Annotated in this window: 1 pseudogene; it reads left to right on the top strand. The window is 68.2% G+C overall.

Annotated elements, in window-relative coordinates:
* Nucleotides 1-571 precede the first annotated feature (571 nt).
* Nucleotides 572-6,706 (top strand): annotated as a pseudogene (locus ACQPYR_RS18165) (type I polyketide synthase); the annotation flags it as partial.
* Between the last annotated feature and the right edge of the window lie 50 nt (nt 6,707-6,756).

A 6,756-nucleotide genomic window follows, 5' to 3' on the forward strand; every position in this document is an offset into this window, starting at 1 on the left:
GCATGTGTGGATTCCAACACGTCTGTTCCCAATGTTGGGAACACCTGATACTTGGGTCGTATCGCGGTGTGTGGCCGATTTCTGCTGAATGAGGCTTCGAATTAACGGCCATTGATTGGCCGGAGCGGCGATGTTAAAAGGGTGTGAACGGTGGCAGTCGGCGACATTGTTGCGAGTCGGCTGGCGTCGGGAGTGTGAGAGGTATGTCGATGAGGGACATGGCGAGGGCGGCACTGTGTGCCGAAAAAAAGCAAACGTCCAGTTCGTGTCGAACGGCCTCGGCGAACGTTCGTACGTCATGGAGCGGCCGGGAATCGGTGCCCGCATGCTCGGTCGGGGACCGGTACCGCAGGCGGTCTGCGGGCGGATCCGTCGCTTCACCCCTGCCCAACGTTTCTGAGGGCAGTCACGACGGCTGGATTCAGCCGTAACGCCACCGGCCGTCTGCCGCCGATTCGCCGAATCACCGCTCCGCCACTCGAAGCTCGAGGACGGCGTCGGTATCCCTCGCCGATAGCGCCGGAATTCTTCCGGCCGCTTCGGCAACCCCGATCTACCCCTGGATGTGAACGTGGACACGAACACTGGTGACTCCTCCGATCGGATGTTGGAGTACCTCAAAAAGGTCACCGTGGAACTCATGTCGAGTCGCGACGAGCTCACCCGACTGCGGGAGCAGAGCGTCGAGCCCATTGCGATCGTGGGCATGAGCTGCCGGTATCCGGGCGGTGTAGAGTCGCCGGAGCAACTATGGGATCTGGTCGCCTCCGGCTCGGACGCGATCGGGGAATTCCCGGCCGACCGGGGCTGGGATGTGGCGGGATTGTTCGATCCCGATCCGGACCGGTTCGGGAAGGTGTATACGCGCGAGGGCGGGTTTCTTTCCGGCGCCGGTGATTTCGATGCGGGGTTTTTCGGCATCGGCCCGCGTGAGGCGGCGGCGATGGATCCGCAGCAGCGGTTGTTTCTGGAGGCCTCGTGGGAAGCCCTGGAAGACGCCGGTATCGACCCGACCTCGCTGCGAGGCAGCGACACCGGCGTGATCGCCGGAGTGATGTACACCGACTACGAGCACACGGCCAAGGCCGCCGGCCCGGCAGCGGAGGGGCACGCGGGCACCGGATCGGTGAGCAGTGTGGTGTCGGGGCGAGTGGCCTACACGCTGGGGCTGGAAGGTGCGGCGCTGACGGTCGACACGGCGTGCTCGTCGTCGCTGGTGGCGATCCATCTGGCCGCCCAGGCACTGCGCCGCCGGGAGACGTCCCTGGTGCTGGCCGGCGGTGTGACCGTGATGTCGACACCGTCGCTGTTCGTGGAGTTTTCGCGGCAACGGGGCTTGTCGCGTGATGGGCGGTGCAAATCGTTCTCGGCCGACGCGGACGGGGTGGGCTGGTCCGAGGGCGTGGGCGTGCTGGTGCTGGAACGATTGTCGGACGCGCGGCGATCCGGGCACGAAATTCTGGCCGTCATTCGCGGATCGGCGGTGAATCAGGATGGTGCGAGCAATGGTTTGACCGCGCCGAACGGTCCGTCGCAGGAGCGGGTGATCGCGTCCGCGCTGGCAGCCGCCGGACTCGAGCCGGCGGATGTGGATGTGGTGGAGGCGCACGGGACGGGAACGCCGCTGGGTGATCCGATCGAGTCACAGGCGTTGATCTCCGCATACGGACAGCGTCGCGGCGCGCCATTGCGGCTCGGGTCGCTGAAGTCGAATATCGGGCATTCGCAAGCGGCCGCGGGCGTGGGCGGGGTGATCAAGGTCGTGCAGGCGTTGCGGCACGGAATGCTGCCCAGGACGCTGCACGTGGGTGAGCCGTCGCCGCATGTGGATTGGTCGGCGGGATCGGTGCGATTGCTGACCGAGGCGGAGCCCTGGCTCGCGGGTGAGCGGGTGCGGCGGGCCGGGGTGTCCTCGTTCGGGATCAGCGGCACCAACGCTCATTTGATCGTAGAGGAAGCGCCCGCGTCCGTCCCTTCGCCGGTCGAGGAGACCGCCGCGACTCCCGCTGCCGCGGCGGATGTGCTGCCGTTGCTGGTATCGGCCAAGTCCGATGCGGCGCTGCGCGCCCAGGCGGATCGGTTGCGGCAGTGGCTGCTCGACAATCCGGATGCGGACCTGTGGAGTGTGGCGTCGTCGCTGATCGAGAACAGGACGCAATGGGACCGGCGCGCCGTGGTGGTGGGTCGCGATCGCGAACAGCTGGCGTCGGAGTTGGCGGACCTGGCGTCGGGGTCTTCGGCGGCCGGTGCGTCCGTCGCGGGTGGGACGGCATTTCTGTTCACGGGGCAGGGAGCTCAGCGGGTGGGGATGGGGGCGGAGCTCTATGCGGCCTTCCCGGTTTTCGCGACGGCGTTGGACGAGGTCTGCGCCGAGTTCGATCCCCATCTCGGCGGGTCGTTGCGGGAAGTGATGTTCTCCGGCAGCGCTGCGGCACGGCCGCCGGGGGTCGGCGCGGCCGATGTCGCACTGGATCGGACGGAGTGGACGCAGCCCGCGTTGTTCGCGTTCGAGGTGGCGTTGTTCGGGTTGATGGCGTCGTTCGGCGTGACCGCGGATGTGCTGGCCGGACATTCGATCGGCGAGCTGACGGCCGCCTACGTCGCGGGGGTGTGGTCGCTGGCGGACGCGTGTGCGCTGGTGGCGGCGCGGGGCCGCTTGATGGGTGCGTTGCCGACCGGCGGCGCGATGCTCGCGGCCGCCCTGACCGAAAAGGAAGCGCTCGAACTCGTTGCGGTACACGGTGATCGGTTATCGGTCGCGGCTGTGAATGGCCCTTCGTCGGTGGTGCTGTCCGGCGCTGCCGACCTCGTCGAAGCGGCGGAGCGCGAGCTATCCGACGCGGGCGTGCGGACATCGCGATTGCGGGTCGGTCACGCGTTCCATTCGGCGTTGATGGAGCCGATGCTCGACGAATTCCGTTCCGTGGCAGCGGGTCTGACATATCGATCGCCGACCGTTCCGGTGGTGTCGAACATCTCCGGCGGTGTCGCCGGTGCCGAGGTGACCGATCCGGAGTACTGGGTGCAGCAGGTACGCGGTTGCGTGCGATTCGCGCCCGGCGTCGATGCCCTCGTCGCGGCAGGGGTGCGGCGATTCGTGGAGGTGGGCCCCGATGCGGTGCTGGCATCCATGACTCGCCAGTGCCTGGCCGAATATCCGGAGGTCGAGGCGGGGGCGATGGTTGCCGCCGGGGCGCGGCGTTCGGTCGACGAAGTGACGCAGTGCGTGACGATGCTGGGGCAGCTGCACGCCTGCGGCGCCGAGGTGGATTGGCAGCCGATCTTCGCGGGCCGTCCGCTGCACCGGGTGTCGTTGCCCACGTACGCATTTCAGCGTCAGCGGTTCTGGTTGGAGCCGCTCGCCGCCGATGCCTCCGCGGTATCGTCGGATCATCCGATCCTGACCGGCGTCGTCTCCGTGGCGGGCAGGGACGAATGGCTGTTCACCGGACGGATGTCGTTGCGGACCCACCCGTGGCTCGCCGATCACGCGGTCTTCGACTCGGTGTTGCTGCCCGGGACCGGATTCGTGGAACTGGCGTTGACCGCTGGCGCTCGGCTCGGCGCCGAGGTCGTCGAGGAACTGCTGCTGGAAGCGCCGCTACTGATGCCGGACGACACCGCGGTCGATATTCAGCTCGGTGTCGAGCCCGCCGATGGCGCGGGCAGGCGTCGGTTCGCCGTGCACTCCAGGGTGTCCGGTGAGCATTCCGACGGCGTGGAATGGGTCGCGCACGCGACCGGGGTGCTGGCGCCCGTGGCCGGCGCGGCGAACGCGGTGTGGGACGGACGGGTGTGGCCGCCCGCGGGCGCCGAACCGGTGGACTCGGCGCGGCTGTACGAGCGGTTGGCGGACATGGGTTTCGGGTACGGCCCGGCATTCCGGGGTGTGCGCGCCGCGTGGATGCGCGGTGCCGAGGTGTTCGCTGAGCTGTCGTTGCCCGAGAACGCGGACGCGCGGCGGTTCCGGGTGCACCCGGCCTTGCTGGACGCCGCTTTCCACACCGCGATCGACCGTCTCGCCGATACCGGCGACGGCCGGGTGCCCTTGCCGTTCTCGTTCGCCGGAGTGCGCGTCTACCGGGAGGAAGCCACGGCCCTGCGGGTGCGTGTCGACCGCATCGACGACACCATCCGAGTAGATGCCGCCGACACGCGCGGTCTACCCGTAGTGGCGGTCGACACCCTCGTCGCGCGCCCGGTCGATGCCCGCACCCTGCGCCGTGATCGCGCACCCGCTCACCCGCTCTACACCCTCCGGTGGACTCCGGCATCCACCTCGATCTCCGTGAATCGTTGTGCTGTAGCGGTATTGGGCTCCACCACGATGCCGGGCGTCGAGGCACACACGGATCTGGACGCTCTGCTCGCAATGCCGTCCGTACCCGAGATCGTCGTCTGGCACTGTGACGACGTCCCCGCGACGGGTGATGCCGCCCAGGTGGCCCGGCTGCGAGTCGATGCGGCGCTGACGATGGTCCGGGACTGGATCGCCGACGAACGATCCGAGAAATCCACGCTGGTCGTTGTGACCCGCAACGCCGCGGAAATACCGGGCGAATTGTGTGATCCCGCGGCAGCGGCGGTATCCGGTCTGATCGCGTGTGCGCAGTCGGAACATCCCGGCCGGGTCGTCCAGATCGACTACGACGACGCCGCCGCGGTGACATCCGGCACGGTGGTGCGAGCCGCGGATCTCGGTGAGCCGCAGGTGGCAGCGCGTGACAACACGCTACTGGTACCCAGGCTGATACGGGCCGCCGGGCCGGATGCGGCACCGGTCTCGTTCGGCGGCGGGACGGTTCTGATCACCGGTGGCACCGGAGGTCTGGGTGCGCTGACGGCGCGACATCTGGTCGCGGCACATGGCGTTCGGAGCCTGCTGCTGGTTTCCCGGCGAGGACCGGATGCCCCGGGCGCCGCGGATCTGGTCGGCGATCTCGAGGCCGCGGGTGCGCAGGTCCGGGTGGCCGCCTGCGACGTCGCCGACCGAGATGCGCTGCGAGATCTGCTGCGGACCATCCCGGAGCAACACCCGCTGACCGCCTTGATCCACACCGCCGGCGTACTCGACGACGGCACTGTCGAGACGCTGACCACCGAGCAGATCGACCGCGTCATGCGGCCGAAAGTCGATGCGGCACTGCATCTGCACGAACTCACCCGGGATCACGACCTGTCGGCGTTCGTGCTTTTTTCCTCCGCCGCCCCGCTACTCGGTGGTCAGGGCCAGGGCAATTACGCGGCCGCGAACCGTTTCCTCGACGCGCTCGCGCATCGTCGTCGCGAAACCGGCCTGCCCGCGCACTCGCTGGCGTGGGGGCTGTGGACGCTCGGTATGGCAGGCGTGCTCGATCGGGAAGATACCGAGGACATAGCCCGCCGTATTCGCACCCGGCTCGGGCTGCTACCCATCACCCCCGAGCCGGGATTGGCGATGTTCGACAAGGCGCTGGCCACCGGCCACTCGCTGCTGATGACCGCGTCGCTCGATAGGGACGCACTCGCATCGCTCGCTCGCTCCGGCGTGCTGCCGCCGGTGCTGCGCGAGATCGTGCGCGCGCCCCTGGCAGCGCAGCCCGGCAGCGAACGCGGCTCGCTGGCACGGCGTTTGGAGATGCTGCCGGAGGACGATCACTACGAGGTCATTCTCCAGGAGATACGCTCGCTGGCCGCCGTCGTCCTCGGGCACAAGTCGGCCGCCGCGGTGGCCGCGGATGTGCCGTTCGCCGAACTCGGATTCGACTCGTTGGGCGGCGTCGAGTTCCGTAACAGGCTCGTCGCCATCACGGGTCTGTCTCTGCCGTCGACGCTGGTGTTCGAGCATCCGACCGCCGCTGCGGTCGCGCAGTTGCTGCGGTCCCGGATGGGGGCTGTCGAGGTTCGGCACGAGCCGCCGCCCGCCGCATCGGGAGTACGTGGCCGGTTGACGGAGCTGGTGATGGCGGCGCATCGGCGCGGGGACGCGACCGAGGCGATGCCGCTGTTGATCGAAAGTGCCAGACTGAGCGTCGCTTTCGATGAGCCGGCCGCCGCGAATGGCCTCTCGGCGCCCATGCTGCTGTCGCGCGCCGGCGCCGGACCCAGCCTGATCTGCATCCCGTCGTTCCTGGTCGGCAACGGACCACACCAGTTCGGCCGCTTGGCGCGCGAACTCGGCGCCGAATTCGGTGTTTCCGCGTTGCGACTGCCGGGGACCCGAGTCGGTGAACCGATGCCGCCGACCTGGGACGCGCTGCTCGACCACCTTGCCGTTGTCACCGAAAACGCCACGGGCGAGCATCCGTTCGTACTCGTCGGCTACTCGATCGGCGGAGCGGTCGCGCACGCGCTCGCCGAACGGCTCGACGAGCGTGGTCGTGGCCCGGTCGGTGTCGCGATGCTCGACACCTATTCGCCGGATGGTGAAGACCTCATCGGCACCGTTTTCGCCGGCGCGCTCGGCTTGGTGCTCGATCGTGGTCACGAACTGATCGATATCGACGACCACGCACTGGTCGCCATGGGCAATTATGTGCGGATCTTCGGCGAGCGCGGCACGCGGCCCATTGCCGCGCCCACGCTGAATCTGCGAGCCACTGTCGGGCTACCGGGCCTCGATATTGCTGCACCGGTGCCGGATTGGCAGCACCGCGGCGACACGATCCACATATCCGCCGACCACTTCTCCCTCATCGAAGACGCGGCACCGGCTGCGGCAGAGGGGATTCGGCGATGGCTCCACTCGATCGCGAGCGACGTCGTGGGCAACCGATG

This window comes from Nocardia sp. CA-120079, assembly GCF_050955745.1.
Taxonomy (GTDB): domain Bacteria; phylum Actinomycetota; class Actinomycetes; order Mycobacteriales; family Mycobacteriaceae; genus Nocardia.